Here is a 22,434-nt window from a genome sequence, read left to right as displayed (position 1 = left end):
GTATATACTCAATTAATCTGTTTTAAAAATGTATTAGCATCTTCTAAGCTGCGAGTGCGGCGCATTGGCGGTAAACTCTTCAAAAATACTTGCCCATATTGGCGTGTTACTAAACGATTATCGCAAATTACTAACACGCCTTTGTCTTTGTTATCTCTTATTAAACGACCTACCCCTTGCTTTAGGGCAATCACTGCTTGTGGTAGCTGAATGTGTGCAAAAGGGTCCATCCCTTGCATTTGACAATCTTGCATTCTTGCTTGCAGTAACGGATCATCCGGTGCAGCAAACGGCAGCTTGTCAATAATAACACAACTTAAAGTACTGCCTCTTACATCAACCCCTTCCCAAAAGGACGCTGTACCGAGTAACACGGCATTACCATGACGGGTAAATTTTTCTAATATAATGCGTTTAGACATTTGCCCTTGCATATAGACTGGATAGTCTATTTGTGTAGTTAAGCCCTCTGCCACTAAATGCATCATTCGGTAACTAGTAAATAACACAAAGCAACGTCCTTTTGCTGATTTTATAAGCTCTAGAGTTAACTTTACAATCGCGTGCGGCATATTATCTTCATGCGATTGAGGCAAATAACGCGGCAAACATAATAGCGCCTGATTTTCATAATCAAATGGGCTATCTACCATCATACTTTGCTTTGGCTTTAACCCGAGGCTGGCATTAAAGTGAGTGAGTTCGTTATCAACCGACAAGGTAGCCGAGGTAAATACAAACCCTGCGCCAGATTCTTTCATCATTAAAGCGAATTTAGCCGATACGTTCAGTGGTGTTATATTTATAGTTAGGTAGCGCCGTGTAGTTTCGTACCAGTAACTAAAGCCAGTTTGGGCAGTATCAAATACGCGCTCTAATTGGCCTTTAAATGCCAGGACTCGTTCAAATGGGTGCTCAATTTTATCGCTACGCTCAAGGCAGTGTTTTAAAACCTGATAAACAAACTCTAAATCACTTATAACGCGGTGCAAGGCAGAACAAATAAGCTTATTACTGAGTTTTTCACGCCAATCCCCGCGACTACCTTCCACACCAAACTGTAATCTTAAATCGGCGACACTGGTTTCAAGTTTATTTAAACTTTTACCTAATTGCAGCATATCGGGAATTTCAGCGCGATAAATAGCACGTAAATCGTTGATTAAATCTACCAGCTTTTTAGTGCTCATGGTTTCACCAAAATAGTCGCTGGCAATTTCACTTAACTGGTGTGCCTCATCAAATATATAGGCATCTGCGTTGGGCATTAGCTCTGCAAAGCCTGACTCTTTAACCGCCATATCGGCAAAAAACAAGTGATGGTTAATAACTACCACGTCAGCATCACCGGCTTTTAAACGCGCCTTTCGAATATAACATTCTTGAAAATCAGGACACTCTTTACCCAAGCAATTATCTGCCGTGGAGCTCACATAAGGTAATACTTTGGCATCTTCTTCAATACCAATACAGTCGGCTAAATCACCGGTATGAGTTTCACTGGCAAATTTAGCAACCATTGCTAGCTGATGCATTACATCTGGATCGTCTGTTGGTACGTGTGCAACATGTTGGGTGAGTCGGTACGTACATAAATAATTTGCACGCCCTTTTAACAACGCCGTTTTTTTAGCCGCACCTAAGGCTTTTACTAACACCGGTAAATCACGGTGATATAACTGCTCTTGCAGTGCTTTAGAGCCAGTTGAAATTATTGTTTTGCCCTTAGATTTAAGAGCAGGCGCTAAATAAGCAAATGTTTTACCTGTACCTGTACCTGCCTCAACAACAAGCTGGGAGCTTGTTTTTAAAGCATCCTCAACAGCCACAGCCATATCAATTTGAGGTTGGCGTGGTGAGTATCCATCTATTGATAAAGCCAAAGGCCCAGTCGCACTAAACAGCTGTTTGATAATACCGATCACTTTAAGAAAAATAATAGCGGGATTCTACGTAAGCTATTGATGAAGGGCAAGCCAAATAAAGTGAGAATGTGACCATTAAAGGGGCTTGAGCCTAATGCAAGCCATTATGCTGGCTGGCATTAGGCAAAACCCCACTTTTATATATTTAAGAACAACTCATTATTGGTTGCCTATTACAAATGATGGTGACGAGCATCAGCATAGCACACACTTTACTCGGCTTTTAGTTAGCTCACGTGGTTGCAAATCGCTTGGGGCAATTAAGCAGCCACTAAGGTGAACAAATTTCAATCCAAAATATCAATAGGGTTAATTAGCATTAACAGTGAGTGTTACACCACTTGCTAAGCTGTAACCTCTAAGATCAATGTACCAAGTACCTGCTTGCGGGTTATCAAATGTACATACTTCATTGTTACCATTTTTGTAAGGTCTACATAAATATGAAGACGTACTTGAAGGCGAGCCAAAGTTTACATAAAGATCAGCATCACCACGGCCACCAGCAATACTAATATTTAAAGTGCTATACCCTTCTGATAAATCTTGAGTAAAGCGACTCCAGTTATTAGTAGTCACATTAATATTAGACTCAGTTCTATTAATTGGGGTCACACCACCACTCCCACCAGAGTAACTCCCCGTTAGCGATACGCCTGCTATAGCACTCCATGCCTCAACCATTACATAGTAAGTTCCCGCTTGCGCATTACGTATATTGCAGCTTTCTGTACTGGTAGATGTTGTGCTGTTACAGTCATAGGTATTTAAAGTCGGTCTGCTTGCAAATTTAACGTATAAGTCTGCATCACCTGAGCCACCTGTAGTATTAAACTGAAGATTTGTCGCGCCTGCAGGAACATCTAAAGTAAAGAATAGTTGCTCTTTTTCAGCGCCGCTAATGCCCGTACGGGTTACCCCATTGGTTAACGCTTCATCGTCAGTCGGTGGTTGAGTTGTAGCACACTCACTTCCTGAACTAAGATTTGAATTAACCCCAACGGCAGCCAAAGCCGCTTTTACATCATTTGGATCATAATTTAAATCACAGGCAGCATCCATCACACCGTTACCGGCTAAATCCCACCCTACACCTGCACTCCAATATAGTTGGTTAGCACGTGCCATTACAATAAAGGCTTTTTGCGTATCCCAACCAGGCGTGGTTGCTAAATTATAAAATGCCTTGTTATAAACACCTGAACTATAATGCACGTTCATACCTGAATAATAGTCACTTTGATTATCTATTGAACGGCCATCTTGGGTCGGATTATTCATGTAACGTAGTGCGCCGTTACCTTTAAAAATATCCTTTCCAACTAACCAATCATTGCTGCCTTTCATATAAAATTCAGCAGCTTCTCCGGCCATATCCGAAAATGCTTCGTTTAATCCGCCTGGTTTACCATTGTAAATTAACCCTGAATTTTGCTCAGTAAAGCCATGGCTGACTTCATGTGCAGATACATCTAAACTCACCAACGGGTAAAACGTATTTAGTCCATCACCAAAGGTCATGGCTTTGCCGTCCCAAAATGCATTTTCATAATTATTTGAGTAGTGAACTCGCATCTCTAACTGAAAACTCAAAGGTGCAGTACCTAACCAATCGTTATACATGTTAAAAATTACGTTACCAAAAAAATGTGCATCATTTAGCGGTGAATAGGCGCCATTAATTTCTTTGAACGTATTTTCAGGGCACGTAAATGAATGCACTGAAGCACCACTCGTTGACCCGTTTAAATTAATAGTGCGAACATTTGCGTTATTCATGCTACAAGTATTACCTGATTGACTCACATCTAAACTGTCAAAATCAGTTCCATAAATATACTTGCCCGTTTTTAGATTACCGCCAGGGCCCGTTGCATTAGCATGTTGCAGGTTATCGTAACTAAGCAAGACCTCGCCTGTATTAGCATCAATTATTTGATACGGCCTTGATGGTGACTTTCCATAAGTAACATAAGACACTTCATAAACTAAATGCGCCGTATTTTGATCGTCAACCCAAATGGCGAGCCTGGATTGCTCATTATGTTTTTTTAAGCCTGCTGACTTTGCAGCTACACCCGTTTTAGACCCTTTTAAAATGGCCTCTTTTTTTGTCAGCTTTGCTGATACATTGGATAAATCTTCCTCAATGTTATAAACCGCGGCACCGTGGGCTTTTTTAAGTATTCCATTGTTAAAAGTAAGGCTGACTGTATCACCAATAACAGGAATGCCTTGATACGTTTGTTGGTAGCGGCGGGTTACTTCACCGTTATTGCTAGTAAACTCTTTTAATACAACTAATTCATTCCCTACACTCAACCCAATCAATTGATTTGGACTTACTGATAACAATGAAGCAGAGTTTGATTGCAGCATACTGTTAATGGTCGGTTGTTGATTTAGGTATTTCTTATTCGCAGCTACTGCACTTGTTGCTTGAACCAAAGTTAAAGCAGCAAAAGTTGCTATTGTGATTTTAGATAAATTCACGTTTACGCTCCGTTAAAGTTAGTATATTTGTATTAATTGGTACACCTTGTACCCGATTAAGTGTCAGCATAGGGCATAAAACGAGATAACGAAAATTAAACATTTTATTTACAATAAAAGTATTAACTTAAAAATTAATCTATTATTTTACAGTGGTTTAAAAATCACTGTTTTAACTAACGAAGACAAAAAACAACACTTCGTATACATATATTTACATGAAAAACCCAAAGGAAGTATTAGATTTTAAAATCACACGCTTTATTGTTAATCACTAATCGACTGCTCAATGAGCATGTAGTTGCAAAGGTAAATACTTTACCTATTGAGCTTTAAATGGGGGTAATCTATTTTAAATGGGTAGGGAATAGCTTTAAAAACCCACAGTTCATAGCCATGCACCATTATTTGCGGTGTTTAAACAAATTTGCTTTCATTAAGGGGAATTTAAACTTGAGGCAACAACGGCATTGCCTATCGTTTATACTAAGCCCATGTATCTAAATGAGGCTTACCATCATCTTCATCAGCGGTTTTATTGCGCGATTTATTTTCGTCAAACGACAGCTTATGTTGTTTTTCTATCTCTCTTTTTTTACGTTCTTCTAGTTCGACTTTTTTGGCTCTGGCACTTTGCTGAACACCGGCGATATGAAAAGCGCTTTTTGATTCTAGCGCCAAACGTGTAATTGGCCCTAAATAGGGGATCATTATATCCATACGTGCCTCCATTAAATTGAGCGATATTTAACCACTATAAAGCGGTTGATAAATAAAGCAATACTTATAAAATTATCGGCAGTTATAAGATATTCTTTAATTTAGTAAAATTTTTCTTGCCATACTCACGGTTTATGTGTTTTTATAAATACGAAATTTATTAAACAAACAGCAGCTAAACGTTAACATACTAACGATTCGCTAAACAGGATAAAAAATGCGCAACACTCTGACAGTAGTACATCACCACCATCATTCATCGGAATAACCTGTCAGGTCTTTCGCTGAGAGGTTGTTCCTAAAAGGAAACCTCTGGCGAATCAACATACCAAGATTCATTTTCGCCCTGAGGTTTCCCTCGGGGTTTTTAGTTTTTAAATTAAAGGAAAATGAGTAATGAATAATAGTAATCGTCTTCGTATCGCCATCCAAAAAGGCGGCCGCCTATCTAAAGATTGTCAAGATCTGCTTAAGCAACTGGGTGTAAAACTCAACCTTCGCGAGCAGCGCCTTATAGCACACTCAACCAACATGCCAATTGACGTTTTACGTGTACGCGATGACGATATCCCAGGTTTAGTTATGGACGGTGTATGTGACTTAGGTATTGTTGGCGAAAACGTGTTAGTTGAAGTACAAGCAGAAAGAGAGCGCCAAGGCGTTCCAAGCGAAGTAACTAAATTATCAAAATTAGATTTTGGTTACTGTCGTCTTGCACTTGCATGGCCACAAGAACTAGGTAAGCAAGACAAAAGCTGGTTTGAAGGCAAACGTATTGCAACCACCTACCCTGAAATTTTAAGCCAATATTTAAAACGCGAAGGTATCAACGCCAGCACTGTTATGCTCACAGGCTCTGTTGAAGTGGCGCCTCGTGCTGGTCTTGCTGATGCCATTTGTGATTTGGTATCAACAGGTGCAACCCTTGAAGCCAATGGCTTGATGCAGGGTGATACGATTTTAGAGTCAAACGCCTGTTTGATTCAAAACACTCAATTGCAAGATGCTGACAAACTCGCGCTTATCAATAAATTGATGCCGCGTTTGCGTGGTGTTAAGCAAGCCAAAGAAAGCAAATACATCATGCTACACGCACCAAAAGACAAGCTGGATGAAATTTGTGAAATCCTGCCTGGTTCTGGTCAACCTACATTACTTGCACTAGCAGGATCTGACGAATATGTAGCATTGCACATGGTAAGCAGCGAAACGTTATTTTGGGAAACCATGGAGCAACTTAAAGCACTCGGCGCGAATTCTATTTTAGTTATGCCAATTGAAAAAATGATGGAGTAACAGCCATGCTTCGTTGGAATGAAGAATCATCACAGGTTCAAGCAGCGGCGCTGATGCGCCCTGCTGTATCAGCGAGTGAAAAAGTAGAAAGTATTTGCCAAACTATTTTGGCAAAAGTAAATGCACAAGGCGATGCTGCATTACTGGCGTTAGCAAAAGAGTTTGATAACCGAGCTGAGCCGCGTTTACGTGTTCCACTTGATGAAATTAATGCCGCTGAGAAAATGCTAAGCCCTGAGCTTAAGTATGCAATTGACACCGCTTATGCAAATGTAAAATGTTTTCACCAAGCGCAACTGCCTAAAGATATTAAGTTATCGACTCAACCGGGCGTTGAATGTGAACTGAAATATCAAGCCATCGAAGCGGTCGGTATTTATGTCCCTGGGGGCAGTGCGCCATTGCCATCGTCAGTTATAATGCAAGGCGTATTGGCGCAGTTAAGCGGTGCAAAAACCGTGGTACTCACTACCCCCGTACAAGGCGATAAAGCAATAAATCCGGCTATTTTATATGCTGCTAAATTATGTGGTATCACCACTATTATTGAAAGCGGTGGTGCAGGCGCGATTGCTGCAATGGCCTACGGCACAGAATCAGTACCTAAAGTGAATAAAATTTTTGGCCCAGGTAATAGCTTTGTGACTATGGCAAAGCAGTTAGTTGCACAAACAATTCCAGGAATGGCGATTGATATGCCAGCAGGTCCATCTGAAGTATTAGTGATAGCAGATGAACGAGCAAATCCAGAGTTTATTGCGGCCGATTTACTCTCACAAGCAGAGCATGGCGCCGACTCGCAAGTTATTTTATTGTGTAACAGCGAAACTATTATTAAACAAACACAAGACGCGCTTACTCGTCAATTAGCTAACTTAAGCCGAAAAGACACCGCTGAACAAGCGTTGGCCAATTCGTCACTTATTTTAGTGGATTCAATAGCGCAAGCATTTGATGTATCAGCGCAATATGGGCCAGAGCACTTAATTTTACAGCTGGCAGATGCAAGCCCGTACCTTGATTCGGTTAAAAATGCAGGTTCAGTATTTGTTGGCGACTACACTCCAGAATCGGCTGGCGATTATGCATCGGGTACTAACCACGTATTACCTACTTACGGTTATAGCGCGACATACTCAAGCTTAAACTTGCTTGATTTTTTCCGCACATACACAGTACAAACTATTAGTAAAAGTGGCTTAACAGAGCTTTCAAAAGCTATTTTACCACTGGCAGACGCAGAAGGCCTTGATGCCCACGCTAATGCGGTTTCAATTCGTTTAGAGGCAATAAACAATGAGCAATGAGAGCGCCCAAGCAACCAGCTTATTACCTGATAATATTAAAGCGCTTGCTGCTTACAGCTCGGCTAAAAGTGAAAAGTTAACAGGCACAACGTGGCTCAATGCCAACGAAAGCCCATATGCTAAAAACCTTGAGCTGAGTATTGAAGATTTAAATCGCTACCCCGACCCTCAGCCACAATTGGTTATTGATCGCTATGCAGCTTACACCGAGCTTAAAAGCGACAATGTCCTTATGACGCGAGGTGCAGACGAAGGCATTGAGCTTTTAGTACGCACGTATTGCCAGCCAGCTAAAGATAGTATTGCGCTGTTTTTGCCTACCTACGGTATGTATAAAGTCACTGCTGATACGCACAATGTGGCTATTAACGCGCTTACTCAAGAGTTATTATTAACAGCCAATGTTGATGATATTGTCACTGCGGTCGGTAGCTCAAAACTGGTGTTTATTTGTAATCCAAATAACCCAACAGGTAGTTTAACGCCGCTAGATAAAGTAAAAGCCATTGCCACTGCGCTTGCAGGTAAAGCATTGGTGATTGTTGATGAAGCCTATATAGAGTTTTGCCCAGAGCAAAGTGCAACACAACTTATAAACGAGTTTAGTAATATTGTAGTGCTACGTACACTGTCAAAAGCGTTTGCGTTGGCAGGCCTGCGAACCGGGTTTACCCTCGCTCAAGCCAGTGTACTTGCGCCCATTCGTAAAGTCATTGCACCGTATCCGGTATCGAGCGTGGTAGCGAGTATTGCAGCGCAAGCCATTGCCCCTGATGCCATTACCTCTATGCGCCGCCAGGTGAGCATTTTAAACAGCTTAAAATTAAAGCTAATAGAGTGGTTAAACGCCTCCCCTGCTGTATTAAAAATTCTCACTGGTGAAGGCAACTTTGTTACCTTAAAATTGGCCGATAAAAACAGCTTTAAAGTTGCCCTTGAACAAGGCTTAGTCATGCGAGCATTTACCTTATACGGTGAAGACGACTGGCTACGCATTTCAATTGGTAGCGAACAAGAATTAGAACAAGTAAAAATTTGGCTCGATGGTTTAACCACCCCAACAGCCCTATCACAACAGGAAGTATCATGAGTAATCCCTATTTATTTATAGACCGTGACGGCACCATTATTGAAGAGCCAATCACCGACAAACAGGTAGATAGCCTTGAAAAGTTGGCTTTTTTACCTGGTGTTATTCCGGCATTATTACAACTACAAGCCGCTGGTTATCGCCTAGTTATGGTATCTAATCAAGATGGTTTAGGCACTGACAGTTTCCCTACTGCGGATTTTGACATAGCCCAAGACAAAATGATGGACATACTCAACAGCCAAGGGATTAACTTTGAAGATGTACTCATTTGCCCACACTTTGATGAACAAAACTGCGATTGCCGTAAGCCAAAAACAGGCTTACTGACCGAGCTTATGCGCTCTGGCAACGTAGATTTAGCGCGCTCTTTTGTAATTGGCGACCGCCAAACAGATATTGGTCTTGCGCAAAACTTATGTTGTGAAGGTATTTTATACGATGGTAGCTGGCCTGCTATTGTTACTAAGCTTACAACGGCAAACCGTGAAGGCCGTGTTACACGCAATACCAAAGAAACACAAATTGATGTAGCGGTTAATCTTGATCAAACTAAAAACGGTAGCATAGACACCGGCCTTGGCTTTTTTGATCACATGCTGGATCAAATACGCACCCACGCAAACATTGGCTTAAACATTAAAGCCAAAGGCGATTTACACATAGACGAGCATCACCTTGTTGAAGACATTGGTATTGCCTTAGGGGTTGCTCTTAAACAAGCACTTGGCACAAAATCTCAAATTGCGCGTTATGGTTTTGCATTGCCTATGGATGAATGTAAAGCCGAAGCGCAAATTGACTTATCTGGACGTGCTTCGTTTGTGTTAAACGCAAACTTTAGCCGCGAAAAAGCCGGTGATTTAGACGTACAAATGGTAGAGCATTTTTTCAAAAGCTTAAGTGATAACGCTGCAATTAGCCTTATTTTGTCGGTAAGTGACGGTAACTGTCATCACCAAGTAGAGGGCTTATTTAAAGCATTTTCTCGTGCTCTGCGTATGGCAATTGCACAAGATACTAGTCAACAAACAGCCAGCTCTAAGGGGTGTTTATGATAGCGATAATTAATACCGGTTGTGCCAATATCAACTCGGTACGCTTTGCATTTGAGCGTTTAGGTAAAACCCCTACCGTTATTACCTCGCCAGAACAATTAGCAGGCTATGAGCGCGCTATTTTGCCTGGTGTTGGCCATGCATCTGTGGCTATGAAGCGCCTAGTCGATAATGGTTGGCAGCAAGCGATTAACGAATATCAGCGCCCGCTAATGGGAATTTGCTTGGGGATGCAACTGCTGTGCGAAAGCACCGAAGAAGGTAACGTGCAATGCTTAGGTAAAATACCAGGCCAAGTAAAAGCACTGGATGTAGGTAGTTTAACGTCACCGCATATGGGGTGGAATAATTTATCTATCCAACAAGCGCACCCACTAACCAAAGGGCTACATAAAGACGATCAGGTTTATTATGTGCACAGCTTTGCGCACACCGTTAACGATGCCACTTTAGTCAGTAGTGAATACGGGCAAACTTTTTCAGCCATTGTCGCTAAAGATAATTATGCCGGTATGCAATTTCACCCAGAGCGAAGTGCTAAAGTAGGCACCCGTTTATTACAAAACTTTCTAGATTGGCAGTTATAAGCGACTGTTAATAAATAATAAAAGAGATACACAGTGATTATTCCAGCATTAGACGTATTACAAAATCAAATTGTACGTTTGTATCAAGGTAAATATGATACCGCACAGTTTTACCCCTTTGAACTTGGCGCTCGCCTAAAAGAATACGCTGACAGCGGCGCGGGTAAACTGCACCTAGTTGATTTAGAAGGAGCACGCGATCCAAGTAAAAAGCAGTGGCAACATATTCAAGCAGCCACAAAAGCACTGGATGTGCCCTATCAAGTGGGTGGGGGTATTCGTTCAGAGCAAGATGTGAGCGATTGGCTAAAGGCCGGTGCAAACCAAGTGGTTATTGGTTCAATGGCAGTTGAAAAGCGTGAACAGGTTAAAGCGTGGATTGAGCAATTTGGCGCTGAGCACTTTGTGATTGCCCTTGATGTGAATAAAACAGAGTCCGGCTGGGCACCAGCAACCCATGGTTGGTTAAATGAATCTGAGTTTGGGCTATTTGAACTTATTGATTTTTATGTAGAGCTGGGCATTATTGATTTTTTATGCACGGACATCAGTAAGGACGGCACCATGACCGGCCCCTCTTTTGCGCTTTATGAAGATTTAATTAATCATAATGCAGATATTAAAGTACAAGCGTCGGGTGGGGTAAGTTCGTTAGATGATATTAAAAAGCTAAATGAACTTGGTGTGGGCGGCGTAATTTTAGGTAAGTCTTTATTAGATGGTGCCTTTAGCGTAGAAGACGCGCTTAAATTAAGCTAAAAATATAGATCTAAAAAAGGCACAGGTGCGAGCGCATCTGTGCCTTTTTTGTATAAAACTATCAGTTTATTTATGCTTACCAGGTAACATAGAGCCTAATACGCCATCTTGCTTTATTAAACCATGATAAAGCGCAGCGCTTACATGCATAAAAATAAACAACAAAAATGCATAAGCAATTAAACCATGTGCTTCACGGAAAAAAGCATACGTTTCAATATCTTTACTAACTAAGCTAGGCAAAGTAAATAAACCAAAAAAGCTCACATGACGGCCATCAGCGCTTTGCATTAACCAACCAGAAATCGGCATTAAAATCATAGATGCATATAAACCAACTTGGGTTAAATGCGCGGCTAATGCTTGAGCCTTAGGCACACTCGGTGGTAATGCAGGACTGGTGGTAACGACTTTATTGATTAATCTAATAGCAACTAACACCAACGCTAAAATACCAAATGACTTATGCAGCGCAATGGCCTCTATTTGCCAAACCGCTAAACTTTGTACCATCGACAAACCAAGAAATAACATAGAAAGTATGATTAACGCCATCGCCCAGTGAATAAGCATACTCGACGCTGAGTATTTATTAATTGTTTTCATTCGATATTTCCTGTTATTAATTATTTAAAAGTACTTCTTTAGCACGACGACGAAATGACTCAGCATAAGCCGCGCCACGGGCACGTAATATAGGATCGGCGCTTGGCTCTATCCCTGTAGGAAGTACCAAGGGATCAAAGTTCATATCAGCACACACGCCTCCTTCTTGCGCCTGAAGGCTTGAGATAACTAATGTGCCTGCGTTAATTGTTTTGCGTGATTGTGGCCATAAAACAGTTGGGTTGTTTTCATCATCTTCAGCGGTTGCAAAGCTAAACAGCATGTCGAATTTAACGGGGGCTTGAGCAACTTGATCTTTAAGTTGTAGCTGCAATGCATCGGCTGAATCATTATTAAGTGGTTGAATGTTTTCATCACTTAATTGTGGTTTAGCTATCCAACGTACGGCGTGCTTTTCATTATTTTCATCAACCAAATAAAAGGCATTAATACTGTGGTATTGCTCAGTGGCAAAACTGCTGGTTGGTTTATAACTTGCTTTCCAGTTATTAAATACGGCACTTTCAGGGTGTGCGGCAAAAAAGGCTTTAATTTTTTCAGGACTGCGTTTTTTAGTTACCGGATCAGGGGATAGCGCTTGTAACTGTTTAAAGAACGCATCTGGCGTCGCTACAGCCATAACTGGAGGCGTGTTCATTGCTACGCGCCATTCTTGGTTATCATCGGTAGTTATAGAAAACGCTAAACTACGCACCGGTGCTTTTAAATCAGGTGCGGTTGGATTATTGCCCGCAATAGAGAAACGGCCAATAAAAGGGGTGGCGCCTAAATCAAATACCTTAGCTTGCGAATATTTAGCAAGCTCACCGGTAGACTCAAACGACCCTGCTAAACAAATACCTTTAGCGTGAGCACGACGAAAACCCGCATGGGCTTGCTCACCTTGTTGTAAATTAACAAAACGCTGCGCAGTAACCGCATCGCTGTTAAAAGCGCCGGTAAAATATAAAATCGTCAGTGCAAATAAAGTGATTATTGCAATTAAGGTGATTTTTTTACTCATGGTAGGATTAGACCTCGTATGATTATTTTCATGATGATTATGTTTGGAATTTTTCATAGTTTTAATTACGTCTTTAAATTAATGGCTAACCATTACTGAGATATGCTTTAGATCGGATAGCTTTTATTTAGTTATACCGACACGACACTCACAAGACCGACCCCAAGCAATTAATATTTCAATTCAATTAATAAACCGCACTTTAAGTATTTTAAATTCCAAAAATATAATCTTTATGAGCTGCGCTTTAAAAAAACCGATTGTTAATTATACTAATGTTGATACAAAGCAAGCATTAGGGTGCTGATTTATTACGTTCTACAAAATCACACAAATTAAAACAAAACCGTACAGCAATAATAAACTGTTGAAATTAAAATATTATTTATTACTCACTAGTTATCTGCTGCTTTTTCAAGCAGTAAGTAGTTATAGCTTAATAAACAGCATTACAGGTAAATTCGAAAATAAACACATTTACGCATTTTATAATTTTGAACCACACAAAAATGCCAACGATTAACACCGCACTTTTTATTTAAGGTAAGCAAGATGATCAATAAACCATGTTTTACTAAATTTAATTTTATTAGTATTGCGCTACTGTTTTTGTTAGCCGGTTGTTCAGATAGCGAAGTCAGCACTCAAAAACAAAACAAGCCTCGTCCTGTTAAGTTAATAACCATTGATGATGGATCTCAATCAAAAACACTCACCTACCCTGCCACGATAGATACAATAAACAGCTCAAAACTAGCCTTTCAGGTCAGTGGTAAACTAGAAAAGCTCAACGTTATTGCCGCGCAAAACGTAAAAAAAGGAGACGTAATAGCTGCATTAGAGCAACGAAACTTTGTTAATGAAGTTAAATCAAGCAAAGTACAGTTTGAAACCGCCAACAATGATTATCAACGTGGTTTAAAGCTTGCAAAAGACGGTGTTATTTCACAGCGAGATAGTGAGCAACTAAAATCTAAAAAAGAAGTGGCCGAATCACAGTATGACTCAGCGCAAAAGGCATTATCTGACAGTAAAATCATAGCGCCTTACGATGCCATTGTTGCAGAAGTTCCAGTAAAGCAGCTTGAAAACATCAGTGCTGGGCAACATGTAGTTACCCTATTTGGTAAAGGTGAAATGGAAGCGGTTGTAAATATTCCCGCGTCTATTGTGGCCACGGTAGATTCTAAGCAAAATAATGTAGCCTCAGTAATTTTACAAGATGTATCGACTCCCCCTATTGCTGCGACATTTAGACGTGCGAATTTAGAAGCTGATTCTGCCAGTCAAACCTATGAAGTACGCTTTTCGTTTGCTGTACCCAATAACCTTAATATATTACCTGGCATGAATGCCAGCCTAAAAATAGAGCGTCAAACAAGTTCAAACGCAACACGACTGGCTGTCCCTACCTTTGCTATTTTTGAACAAAACGGCCAGCATTTCGTATGGTCAGTTGATACTCAAACAATGCAAGTCTCAAAAACACTCGTCACTATTGAACAAGGTATTGGCGAACAACTGATTATTACTGAAGGCTTAAAAGCTGGTGATGTGATTGTAGGTGCTGGTGCAAACTATGTGACTGAGGGTATGAAAGTACGTCCTTGGACTAAAGCATAGGAGCGCAGTAATGGATTTAGCAAAGTGGACAATAAATAATAAATTAATTAGCACTATACTCATCATTTTAACGCTTGGCTTTGGTTTTTCGTCATACAAAAACATGGCTCGGTTTGAAGACCCCGAATTTATAATTCGCACCGCGCAAGTATTTGTTTCTTATTCAGGCGCGAGCCCGCTTGAGGTTGCTAAAGAAGTGACCGAGCCGCTTGAGCGTTCCATTCAAGAGTTACAAGAAGTCGATACTATATCGTCGACCTCATCAACGGGCTTATCTGAAATTAAAGTAGAAATTAAATCAGAATTTTCGCCAACCAAATCTGAGCTACAAGTTATTTGGACTAAACTCAGAAACAAAATTAACGATACTCGCCCAACACTTCCCCCTGGTACTGGCACACCACAAGTTTATGACGATTTTGGCGATGTATATGGCTTGAGTTATTTAATTACTGCCGAAGGGTACTCCCCCGATGAACTGCATGCCTATGCTAAAACGCTACAAAGTGACATTTTACAAGTAGACGGTGTAGCGAAAGTTGCCATGACGGGCGTACAACAAGAGGGGATATTTGTAGAAATTGCCCGAGAAGAGTTAGCCTCTTTAGGCGTATCTATCAATAACATTTACGGTATTTTGGATGAACAAAACGCCGTATTGAGTGCAGGTAATACCCAAATTGGCGATCAACGTATTTTTATTGATCCCACCGGCGAATTAAACTCCGTTGATACCATTAAAAACCTACTGGTAAGTGCCAGCGCTAAAGGTAAAACAATTTACCTAAAAGATATTGCCAATGTATACCGCGGTTTTCAAAGCCCAGCAACCAAGTTAGTACGCTACAACTCTAAGCCTGCCATATCACTGGGGGTTGCCAGTGTATTAGGCGCTAATGTGGTAAAAGTGTTTGATCGCGTTGATGATAAAGTAAAGCAAACTGAAAACCTCAGACCGCTTGGCATCAGCGTGCATGAGTTTTACCATCAAGGAAAAGTGGTACAAGACTCCGTCGATAACTTTGTGGTTAATGTATTAGTGGCGCTGGTGATTGTCATGGTCACGTTGCTGCTATTTATGGGGTTGCGCTCTGGGGTTATTATTGGTGCCGTGTTACTGCTAACTATTTTTGCAACCCTTGCTACCATGGATTTTAGCGGTATACCCATGCACCGTATTTCCTTAGGTGCGCTTATTATTGCCCTCGGTATGATGGTTGATAATGCGATTGTGGTGACAGAAGGAATTTTGGTAGGCACACAACAAGGGCGTAAAAAGTTAGACATTGCCAGTGAAGTTGTAAAACAAACTAAATGGCCACTACTTGGCGGCACATTAGTCGGCATTGTTGCCTTTGCACCTATTGGCCTCGCACCGGGTGATACCGCTGAATTTACCGGTCATTTATTTTGGGTTATTTTAATCTCTTTGTTATACAGCTGGTTATTTGCCATTACGCTAACACCTCTATTTTGTTATTGCTTATTTAAAGAACAAGATACCGATACCTCTGGTTCAGCAAAACCTAATAAACTCATGGCGTTGTATCAATCGGTTGTGGTGTCGGCGCTTCATCATCGCTGGTTAACGGTTACTGTTGTGGTTGCCATGTTTAGTGTGTCTATGTGGGGTTTTCAATTTGTAAAATCAGGATTTTTCCCAGCTTCCACCACGCCGCAAATGGTGGTTGATTTTTGGTTACCGCAAGGTACCGATATTGAAAAAACCAAAAAAGACATGCTCAAACTTGAAGCGTTTGTAAAACAACAAAACGGCGTTGAGGGCATACAAACGCTTATTGGCGGTGGTGGATTACGTTACATGCTTATTTATGGCAGCGAATCACCCAATAGTTCTTATGGGCAAATTTTAGCTAAAGTCGATGACTATAAAAAACTAGATCAACTCTTACCTACAGTACAAAACTACATTGATAATAACTTTGTGGATGCGCAAGGCAAAGTATGGCGCTTTGTAATGGGCCCCGGTGGTGGCTCTAAAATAGAAGCCACATTTAAAGGCCCCGATCCGAGTGTACTAAGAGAGCTGGCAGCAAAAGCAAAAGCCGTATTAATTGAAGATGGCGGTGCGCTGTCAATTAAAGACACTTGGCGACAACGCATTAGTGTGATTGAGCCACAGTACTCTGCCATTAATGCACAGCGCGCAGGTGTAACGCGTAAAGCCGTTGCCGAAGCACTGCAACAAAACTTTTCAGGGCAAGTGGTTGGGCAGTATCGTGAAGGCGAAGAGCTCATTCCTATTATCGTCAGAGCGCCACAAAAAGAACGCGTAGACATAAACGACATTGGTAACATTCAAGTGCAAAGCAATATCACTGGTGAAACACTGCCTCTTGCTCAAGTCACCAATGGCTTTAAAACCGTATGGCGCGACGGCATATTAAAACGTGAAGACCGTGAATGGACCATAAAAGCCCAAGCCGATCCACTGCCAGGTGAGCTTGCTTCTGAGTTATTTAATAGAGTAAAACCTAAAATAGAAGCCATTGAACTACCACAAGGCTACCGCCTAGAATGGGATGGCGAATATGGTCAATCGAAAGAGTCTAACGAAATGCTGGCCTCAACTATTCCACTGGGTTTTTTAGCCATGGTACTCATTGTTATTGTGTTATTTAACGCATTAAAACAACCTATTATTATTTGGCTTGTTGTGCCATTAGCCTTAATTGGTGTTGTTTTTGGGCTGGTTACTACACAAATCCCATTAGAGTTTATGGGTATATTAGGATTACTGTCGCTCTCTGGTTTATTGATTAAAAATGCCATTGTATTAGTGGATCAGATGGATATGGAAATTCGCCAAGGAAAACCTGCTTATAATGCCATTATCGATTCGGCAAATAGTCGGGTAAGACCAGTAATGATGGGCACACTCACCACCGTACTAGGGGTAATACCACTATACTTTGATGCGTTTTTCCAATCGATGTCAGTGGTACTGGTGTTTGGGTTACTGTTTGCCACCCTATTGACTTTAATTGTGATCCCCGTGCTCTACGCGATATTTATGAACGTTAAACAAGGCGAACAAACAACTAATTAAAACTAACGAAAAATTGGCCATGCTTAGTAAAAAGTCATGGCCAATTATTAAATCGCGACTATGCAATTTATAAAAAATTCCAGCCAACATTACAGACTTTTCAAGCACTTTACGAGGCTAAAAATTCCGGTCGAAACTGCTATCGGTTTTCTAAAGAAACACGCTAATTTTTAGTGTTTTATGAATTTAGTATACGGTTTCAAGATTGCGCGTTTTTCCGGAATGAATTATCACTTTTAGTTCTAGCTTTTACCATTAACATAGCGCAAGTTTTATTATATAGTGGAGCCAAGAATTCATTGCATAGTAATGCATTTAGATTCATTCATTAAATTAACTATTCATTTTTATTAAAAATATAACATATCAAGTGCAGTCTATGTGTTTTCTAATGAGTTATACCAATAACAAACGTAATAATAACCATATTACAATCCAGAATTTTAAAAACGAGGTAAGCGCATGTTATCAAAACGCATAATTCCTTGTTTAGACGTAAAAGACGGCCAAGTCGTTAAAGGCGTTAAATTTAAGGGCCATGAGGTAGTCGGCGATGTTTTAACACTTGCTAAAGCGTACAGTGAAGCCGGTGCCGACGAACTGGTATTTTACGAGATCAGTGCAAGCGTTGAAAAACGATTACTCGATGTAAATTGGGTAGAAAATATTGCCCGCCATATCGACATTCCATTTTGTGTAGCGGGTGGCATTAAATCGGTAGCCGATGCAGCGCGCGTACTTGAACGCGGCGCTGACAAAATCAGTATTAATAGCCCTGCCATTGCCCGTCCTGAGCTTATAAAAGAGTTACACGATGAGTTTGGCAAGCAGTGTGTGGTTGTCGGTATTGATAGCTTTTACGATGAAACAACCGGTGAATACTTAGTGTATCAGCTTACAGGCGATCCTAATGCCTCAAGCCGTACTCGTTATAAAACTCAAGAGTGGGTTCAACGCGTGCAAGACTTAGGTGCTGGCGAAATTGTTTTAAACTGTATGAACCAAGATGGCGTTCGTAATGGTTACGACAACGAGCAACTAAGCAAAATACGCGAGCTATGCGACATTCCTTTAATCGCCTCAGGGGGCGCAGGCACAATGCAAGATTTTGTTGATGTATTTAAACAAAGCAAAGTAGATGGTGCACTCGCGGCCAGCGTTTTTCATAAAAACGTGATTAACATTGGCGAACTAAAACAATTTTTAATAGATAACCAAGTGGCAGCCAGATTATGCTAGTAACGCAAGAAAACCTAACTCAAGTTGATTTCGCAAAAAGCGAGATGATCCCTGCCATTGTTCAAGATGCACGCTCTGGCGTTATTTTAATGCAAGGGTTTATGAATAGCGAAGCACTTGCTGTCACGCTTGAAAGTAATAAGGTGACTTTTTATTCGCGTTCTAAATCGCGTTTATGGACCAAAGGCGAGTCATCAGAAAACTACTTAAACGTGGTCTCTGTGCATACAGATTGCGACTACGATTCAATTTTAGTATTGGCAAACCCAGAAGGGCCAACATGCCATTTAGGCACGCAAAGCTGTTTTGGCAATGCTGCAAAACCAAGCTTAAGCTTTTTAACCCAACTTGAAGATGTGATTGTTGCACGTAAAAATGACGATCCAGCTAAAAGCTACACCGCATCTTTATTTGCTGAAGACTTAAGCCGCAGCTGCCAAAAAGTAGGTGAAGAAGGCGTTGAAGTGGCGCTTGCGGCAATGAAACACGACAACAATGAGCTTACTAATGAATCGGCCGACTTGTTGTATCACTTAATTGTGTTATTACAGCGCCAAGGTTTAGAGCTCACCGATGCAGTTGCTTGCCTACAAGGTCGTCATAAGTAAATACAACGATTACTGTGTGCGCCATTTTGTGGCGCACATCGTTATAAAAAGCCATAATTTTTCTTTTTTAATTCAGCCTCTCAATAGCATTTATTCTCTCCCTTAGGTATTCTTTAGTTAACGTCCAAGGAATAGCTATTACAAAAGGATAGCGCATTATGAAAACTTATATATCGCTGGTATTAACTGGCCTAATTTTATCTGGCTGTAGCAGTTTAACCACTGAGCAAAAAGCCAAATTAGACAGCTTAACGCCCTGTGAAAAAATGGATGGGCTAATTGCCGCCTATGACAATCGCTTTGAAGCGTTAAAAGACACCAAAGTAAAAACACCTTATTTAGATGTGTGGAGCGCAAAGTACAACGTATTTGGCGATAACTGCCAAGTAACCAGCTTTAACAATCAAACCGTGACCTATCGCTGTCAAGAAAACTACAAAGACCAGCAACAAGCCGTTGCCATGCATAAACAAGCCGTTGAGCTCACTCGCCAATGTTTAACAAAAAATAGCAACTGGTTAGAAACACAAAAAGAGTCGGAAACCTCTCTGCGCACCACCTTTGTACTTGATGATAAATCGCCGGTTATTTCTGTTTATACCAGCAAAACCTTATCAAAAATTAAAACCTGGTCTACCTCGTTAGAAGTAGGAAAGCCCGTCGCCACTAAATAATTACGAGAGAATGTATGCGCCAAACACCCAGTAAACAATCCACTCATTTAAAAACAGACTGTATCGGTGAATGTTATAGAATGAATGGCTACTGTACTGGGTGCGGGCGCACAAGTGACGAAATATTCGACTGGATTATTTTAACCGATGAGCAAAAGCAAGCTATATTGGCCTCCCCTCGTGAAGACGCAAAAAAAGACTAGCTTAAATTTATAACCATTAAGGCGCATCACGTTGTGATGGGTCGCGTTTAAAGTCTTTGCTTAATTGCTTAGGGTCTAACGCTTCACGTTGTTTGCTTGCACCTTCTGCCCACCAAATTAATTGATTAAAGGTGCGCGAAAAATAGCTATCCCATGATGTTTGCTCTGCCGCATTATTTGCGTCACCACTTTCAATAAACACATCCTGTGCTTTTGGTACATGTATCATTGCTGATACCGGCAAACAACCCAGTTCACTTAAAAAACTGCGCATGCCAACAGCAGCGCGCACGCCGCCCCACTGCCCTGCAGAATAGGTAACAATTGCGCTGGGTTTATAGCCAAATAACGAGCTTCCAAAATGGTTAAGCAAATTAGCGAGTGCTGGGCTCATCGAATGATTATATTCAGGGCTCACCATAACAAAGCCATCGCTGGCTTTAATTTTTGCTGCTAAATCATCAAGTTGTTTAGGTACCTCAGCCTGCGTATAGGCAAAGTGCGGTTTAAACACAGGGTCTAAATCGTAATCGAGCGGATCAATAAGCTCTATTTCGTGTTCAGAGTAGTGCTCAAGCAAACAACGCTCACATGCTTTTGCTACTCTCTCCCCTAAACGCGCAGGCTTAGGTGGGGTACTTTTTCTAACCGAACCGAGAAAAATTTAAAATTTCATGTATCTGCACTCCTTTTTGATTACAAAAATAAATACCTCAAAAAAGTTTGAGGTATTTACTGTACAATTTAGGCCTTATCAAGCGCTTGGCTTATATCGGCAATAATGTCGTCAATGTTTTCAATACCCACCGATAAACGAATTAAATCGCGGCTAACGCCCGCATTGGCCAGTTCTTCATCATTTAATTGGCGGTGCGTGGTAGATGCTGGATGACACGCCAGCGATTTAGCATCGCCGATATTTACCAAACGTAAAATCATGTTTAGGGCATCAATAAACCGCGTACCGGCTTCAAGGCCACCGGCAATACCAAAACTTAAAATACCTGACGCCTTACCATTGGTAATTTTTTGGCTCATTTCGTTATACGGGCTTGATTTTAGTCCCGCGTAATTAACCCAAAGCACCTTAGGGTGACTCTCTAAATATTCAGCAATTTTTTGCGCGTTTTCGCAGTGGCGCTCCATTCTTAGCCCTAACGTTTCAAGGCCAATTAAAATATCAGAGGCGTTTTTAGGCGCAAGTGCCGCACCAGTATTTCTAAGTGGTACAACGCGGCAACGCCCAATAAACGCCGCCTCAGCAAACGCATCGGTATACACTACATTATGGTACGACGGATCAGGCTCATTCATCATCGCAAAACGGGTGGCATTGGCTTTCCAGTCAAACTTGCCCGAATCAACAATCATGCCGCCAATCGCGGTTCCATGACCGTTAATGTATTTAGTGAGCGAATGCACCACAATATCGGCACCCAACTCAAATGGGCGACATAAATACGGTGTAGCTACGGTGTTATCTACAATTAAAGGCACCCCTTTGCTGTGGGCAATTTTCGCAAGGCGAGCAATATCAACAATATTCCCAGCAGGGTTACCAATCGACTCACAAAAAACCGCACGGGTATTTTCGTCAATGGCGTTTTCAAAACCGTCAAAATCATCGGCTTTAATCATTCGTGCTTCAATACCTTGGCGCGGCAGGCTATGGGCAAATAAGTTATAAGTGCCGCCATACACTTGGCTGGTACTTACAATATTAGTGCCCACTTCACATAAACATTGAATTGCATAAGTAATCGCCGCCATACCCGAGGCCACTGCCAGTGCACCAATGCCCCCTTCCATCGCTGCAATACGCTGTTCAAGCACCGCATTGGTTGGGTTCATAATGCGGGTATAAATATTTCCCGGGACTTTTAAATCAAATAAATCAGCACCATGCTGTGTATTATCAAAAGTGTACGAAGAGGTGTTATAAATCGGCACCGCCGCCGATTTAGTGGTGGCTTCAGATTCATAACCATGGTGCAACGCTAAAGACTCAAGTTTCATAATTTATTCCTTCAATATAGTTGCATCTAACGTAGCATTTAATGGTTACAAAATGCACATGAAATATACTAAAGAATGTTGAAGGAAATAGATTTAAATTAAAAACGGTAACAGCACGAAGTTGTTAGCTATTTAA

General features: G+C 41.1%; 19 protein-coding genes. 12 read left to right on the top strand and 7 right to left on the bottom strand.

From position 1 onward, the window contains the following. Positions 1-8: 8 nt before the first annotated feature. The 3 genes from KG708_RS11245 to KG708_RS11235 all read right to left on the bottom strand — a co-directional run bounded on the left by KG708_RS11245 (position 9) and on the right by KG708_RS11235 (position 5,138). Positions 9-1,925: an ATP-dependent DNA helicase gene (locus KG708_RS11245; RefSeq protein ID WP_213609825.1), complete on the bottom strand. Its 1,917-nt coding sequence runs from the start codon at positions 1,923-1,925 to the stop codon at positions 9-11. 309 nt (positions 1,926-2,234) lie between these two features. After that, entirely contained in the window at positions 2,235-4,418 is a 2,184-nt protein-coding gene (locus tag KG708_RS11240; protein WP_213609823.1) for a pre-peptidase C-terminal domain-containing protein, read from the bottom strand. 486 nt (positions 4,419-4,904) lie between these two features. After that, positions 4,905-5,138, bottom strand: a complete 234-nt coding sequence (locus KG708_RS11235; RefSeq protein ID WP_213609821.1) for a hypothetical protein — start codon at positions 5,136-5,138, stop codon at positions 4,905-4,907. Between the two features lie 396 nt (positions 5,139-5,534). Here KG708_RS11235 and hisG point away from each other — a divergent pair, with 396 nt between their 5' ends. From hisG to KG708_RS11205, 6 genes are read left to right on the top strand one after another with little or no spacing between them, the layout of a single operon-like run. Then, positions 5,535-6,434: an ATP phosphoribosyltransferase gene (gene hisG / locus KG708_RS11230; protein ID WP_013463297.1), complete on the top strand. Its 900-nt coding sequence runs from the start codon at positions 5,535-5,537 to the stop codon at positions 6,432-6,434. A 5-nt stretch (positions 6,435-6,439) separates the two neighbouring features. Then, positions 6,440-7,741, top strand: coding sequence for a histidinol dehydrogenase (hisD, locus tag KG708_RS11225; RefSeq protein ID WP_213609819.1), 1,302 nt, complete (start codon positions 6,440-6,442; stop codon positions 7,739-7,741). Further along, positions 7,731-8,831 carry a histidinol-phosphate transaminase gene (gene hisC, locus KG708_RS11220; protein ID WP_213609817.1) on the top strand — a complete coding sequence of 367 codons (1,101 nt, stop codon included), beginning with the start codon at positions 7,731-7,733 and terminating at the stop codon, positions 8,829-8,831. Before hisD ends, hisC begins: the two co-directional genes overlap by 11 nt. After that, positions 8,828-9,889 carry a bifunctional histidinol-phosphatase/imidazoleglycerol-phosphate dehydratase HisB gene (gene hisB, locus KG708_RS11215; protein WP_013463294.1) on the top strand — a complete coding sequence of 354 codons (1,062 nt, stop codon included), beginning with the start codon at positions 8,828-8,830 and terminating at the stop codon, positions 9,887-9,889. The genes hisC and hisB overlap by 4 nt, the downstream gene beginning before the upstream one ends. Further along, entirely contained in the window at positions 9,886-10,476 is a 591-nt protein-coding gene (hisH, locus tag KG708_RS11210) for an imidazole glycerol phosphate synthase subunit HisH (protein ID WP_013463293.1), read from the top strand. Before hisB ends, hisH begins: the two co-directional genes overlap by 4 nt. Positions 10,477-10,509: 33 nt before the next feature. Further along, positions 10,510-11,235, top strand: coding sequence for a 1-(5-phosphoribosyl)-5-[(5-phosphoribosylamino)methylideneamino] imidazole-4-carboxamide isomerase (locus KG708_RS11205; protein ID WP_028834570.1), 726 nt, complete (start codon positions 10,510-10,512; stop codon positions 11,233-11,235). Positions 11,236-11,301: 66 nt separating this feature from the next. Here the strand turns inward: KG708_RS11205 and KG708_RS11200 are convergent, their stop codons facing one another. After that, complete coding sequence (locus KG708_RS11200) at positions 11,302-11,841, bottom strand: cytochrome b (protein WP_213609815.1); 540 nt, start codon at positions 11,839-11,841, stop codon at positions 11,302-11,304. Between the two features lie 16 nt (positions 11,842-11,857). Then, complete coding sequence (locus KG708_RS11195) at positions 11,858-12,865, bottom strand: catalase family peroxidase (RefSeq protein ID WP_213609813.1); 1,008 nt, start codon at positions 12,863-12,865, stop codon at positions 11,858-11,860. 552 nt (positions 12,866-13,417) lie between these two features. Between KG708_RS11195 and KG708_RS11190 the strand changes: the two genes are divergently transcribed. From KG708_RS11190 to KG708_RS11165, 6 genes are all read left to right on the top strand, one after another. Next, complete coding sequence (locus KG708_RS11190; RefSeq protein WP_213609811.1) at positions 13,418-14,488, top strand: efflux RND transporter periplasmic adaptor subunit; 1,071 nt, start codon at positions 13,418-13,420, stop codon at positions 14,486-14,488. 10 nt (positions 14,489-14,498) lie between these two features. Then, the gene (locus KG708_RS11185; RefSeq protein ID WP_213609810.1) at positions 14,499-17,558 is read left to right on the top strand and encodes an efflux RND transporter permease subunit; all 3,060 of its coding nucleotides are present in this window, start codon (positions 14,499-14,501) and stop codon (positions 17,556-17,558) included. Positions 17,559-18,020: 462 nt separating this feature from the next. Continuing rightward, positions 18,021-18,797, top strand: coding sequence for an imidazole glycerol phosphate synthase subunit HisF (gene hisF / locus KG708_RS11180; RefSeq protein WP_033103129.1), 777 nt, complete (start codon positions 18,021-18,023; stop codon positions 18,795-18,797). Further along, positions 18,791-19,405 carry a bifunctional phosphoribosyl-AMP cyclohydrolase/phosphoribosyl-ATP diphosphatase HisIE gene (gene hisIE / locus KG708_RS11175; protein ID WP_213609808.1) on the top strand — a complete coding sequence of 205 codons (615 nt, stop codon included), beginning with the start codon at positions 18,791-18,793 and terminating at the stop codon, positions 19,403-19,405. Before hisF ends, hisIE begins: the two co-directional genes overlap by 7 nt. A gap of 158 nt (positions 19,406-19,563) precedes the next feature. Then, complete coding sequence (locus KG708_RS11170) at positions 19,564-20,079, top strand: hypothetical protein (RefSeq protein ID WP_213609806.1); 516 nt, start codon at positions 19,564-19,566, stop codon at positions 20,077-20,079. Positions 20,080-20,093: 14 nt separating this feature from the next. Continuing rightward, positions 20,094-20,282, top strand: a complete 189-nt coding sequence (locus KG708_RS11165) for a DUF1289 domain-containing protein (RefSeq protein WP_075170194.1) — start codon at positions 20,094-20,096, stop codon at positions 20,280-20,282. A 16-nt stretch (positions 20,283-20,298) separates the two neighbouring features. On the opposite strand, the gene KG708_RS11160 is transcribed toward KG708_RS11165, so the two are convergent. Together KG708_RS11160 and KG708_RS11155 are read right to left on the bottom strand one after the other, a co-directional pair. Then, a complete protein-coding gene (locus tag KG708_RS11160; protein WP_366513610.1) occupies positions 20,299-20,946 on the bottom strand; it encodes an NAD(P)H-dependent oxidoreductase in 648 nt (215 codons plus the stop codon). Between the two features lie 80 nt (positions 20,947-21,026). Next, a complete protein-coding gene (locus KG708_RS11155; RefSeq protein WP_213609804.1) occupies positions 21,027-22,298 on the bottom strand; it encodes an aminotransferase class I/II-fold pyridoxal phosphate-dependent enzyme in 1,272 nt (423 codons plus the stop codon). Positions 22,299-22,434: the final 136 nt, after the last annotated feature.

It is taken from the genome of Pseudoalteromonas sp. (assembly GCF_018402495.1).
Lineage (GTDB): Bacteria > Pseudomonadota > Gammaproteobacteria > Enterobacterales > Alteromonadaceae > Pseudoalteromonas.
The sequence above is the reverse complement of the archived record's forward strand: the minus strand, read 5'-3'. Positions and strand labels throughout refer to the sequence as shown.

What these genes read in the sequence shown, in the direction of transcription:
- hisD (WP_213609819.1), top strand. Translation starts at nt 6,440, where the DNA reads ATGCTTCGTTGGAATGAAGAATCATCACAGGTTCAAGCAGCGGCGCTG.
- hisG (WP_013463297.1), top strand. Translation starts at nt 5,535, where the DNA reads ATGAATAATAGTAATCGTCTTCGTATCGCCATCCAAAAAGGCGGCCGC.
- KG708_RS11155 (WP_213609804.1), bottom strand. Translation starts at nt 22,298, where the DNA reads ATGAAACTTGAGTCTTTAGCGTTGCACCATGGTTATGAATCTGAAGCC.
- hisF (WP_033103129.1), top strand. Translation starts at nt 18,021, where the DNA reads ATGTTATCAAAACGCATAATTCCTTGTTTAGACGTAAAAGACGGCCAA.
- KG708_RS11170 (WP_213609806.1), top strand. Translation starts at nt 19,564, where the DNA reads ATGAAAACTTATATATCGCTGGTATTAACTGGCCTAATTTTATCTGGC.
- hisH (WP_013463293.1), top strand. Translation starts at nt 9,886, where the DNA reads ATGATAGCGATAATTAATACCGGTTGTGCCAATATCAACTCGGTACGC.
- hisB (WP_013463294.1), top strand. Translation starts at nt 8,828, where the DNA reads ATGAGTAATCCCTATTTATTTATAGACCGTGACGGCACCATTATTGAA.
- KG708_RS11165 (WP_075170194.1), top strand. Translation starts at nt 20,094, where the DNA reads ATGCGCCAAACACCCAGTAAACAATCCACTCATTTAAAAACAGACTGT.
- KG708_RS11200 (WP_213609815.1), bottom strand. Translation starts at nt 11,841, where the DNA reads ATGAAAACAATTAATAAATACTCAGCGTCGAGTATGCTTATTCACTGG.
- hisC (WP_213609817.1), top strand. Translation starts at nt 7,731, where the DNA reads ATGAGCAATGAGAGCGCCCAAGCAACCAGCTTATTACCTGATAATATT.
- KG708_RS11190 (WP_213609811.1), top strand. Translation starts at nt 13,418, where the DNA reads ATGATCAATAAACCATGTTTTACTAAATTTAATTTTATTAGTATTGCG.
- KG708_RS11195 (WP_213609813.1), bottom strand. Translation starts at nt 12,865, where the DNA reads ATGAGTAAAAAAATCACCTTAATTGCAATAATCACTTTATTTGCACTG.
- KG708_RS11235 (WP_213609821.1), bottom strand. Translation starts at nt 5,138, where the DNA reads ATGGATATAATGATCCCCTATTTAGGGCCAATTACACGTTTGGCGCTA.
- KG708_RS11185 (WP_213609810.1), top strand. Translation starts at nt 14,499, where the DNA reads ATGGATTTAGCAAAGTGGACAATAAATAATAAATTAATTAGCACTATA.
- hisIE (WP_213609808.1), top strand. Translation starts at nt 18,791, where the DNA reads ATGCTAGTAACGCAAGAAAACCTAACTCAAGTTGATTTCGCAAAAAGC.